Here is a 1,060-nt window from a genome sequence, read left to right on the forward strand (position 1 = left end):
TCAGTAATTCAGGATCGCCAGGACCAGCACCCACCAAGAACACTTCGCCGGTGTCAATCGTTTCCGCCTCATCAGCCAGCTGTTGTTGAAGAACCTGCTCAGCCAGAGCTTCTCGACCCGCTAAAACATGGTCAGCAACAGAACCAGATAAAACGTTATCCCAAAACTGTCTGCGTTGACGAAGTTCTCCAAACTTCTGTTTCACCGCATAACGATATTTTCCCATCAATTCGCCTAGCTTACTGTAGCCTGGTGGAATTAAGGTTTCTAAACGTGCACGCAAATTCCTAGCTAAAACCGGCGATTCACCACCACTGGATACCGCCACAATAATAGGAGAGCGATCTAATACCGAAGCAAAAATAAAGTCGCTGTCATCAGGGTTATCAGTGAGGTTGGTTAAGATATTTTTCTTTTGAGCAACCTCATGTACAGACTGATTAACCTTTTCGTCATCTGTTGCTGCAATTATCAAGCGTTGGTTGCTGATATGAGCTGGAGTGAACAATGATTGAGTCCAACTTACCTCGCCTTGCTGAACAAGCACATTTAATGCATCAGTCAGCTCAGGTGAGACAATAGTTACTTTGGCCTGAGCTTTTAAGAGTAGCTTCGTTTTTCGAGTGGCAACACTGCCTCCGCCCACAACCAGGCAAGTTTGTTGTTTTAAATCTAAAAATATCGGTAAATAATCCATGAATTAATCTTTTAAAGGTAAGGCCAGCCCTTGTAAGACATAACCATTTTCCATATTTTGAACAATAGCCACCAATGACATATCAACTAATTTCCAGTCTTTGTCGATAGGAATCTGTGTTTTTAGCTCAGTTGTACCATCTGTTTTTAACGGGTATGGTCCAAGCCAGGCTCTGACAAGATATTGATGATTAAACGTTGCACCAGCATTGTCGCCACCACGGATCTCACTGAGGACATTATTTTCAGTCAGCGCCAGATACACTTGGCTGTGCTCTCTGTTTTCCTGATCTTGCACTGTCACTGTTGTATCCACTGATAAGGTAGTACCAGCAAGCTGTGCGTGTAATGCGATATCGGCTTC

At 43.7% G+C, this 1,060-nt stretch carries 2 protein-coding genes; both read right to left on the reverse strand.

The window, feature by feature from the left end:
• Positions 1-697 (reverse strand): precorrin-2 dehydrogenase/sirohydrochlorin ferrochelatase family protein (locus B4K20_RS07845; RefSeq protein ID WP_289282488.1); only part of this gene is annotated, 697 nt, incomplete at its 3' end.
• Positions 698-700: 3 nt separating this feature from the next.
• On the reverse strand, positions 701-1,060 hold a 360-nt coding region (locus B4K20_RS07850), incomplete at its 5' end, for a DUF1223 domain-containing protein (RefSeq protein WP_289282489.1).

Source organism: Methylophaga sp. UBA5088, assembly GCF_002414625.1.
Taxonomy (GTDB): Bacteria; Pseudomonadota; Gammaproteobacteria; order Nitrosococcales; family Methylophagaceae; genus Methylophaga; species Methylophaga marina.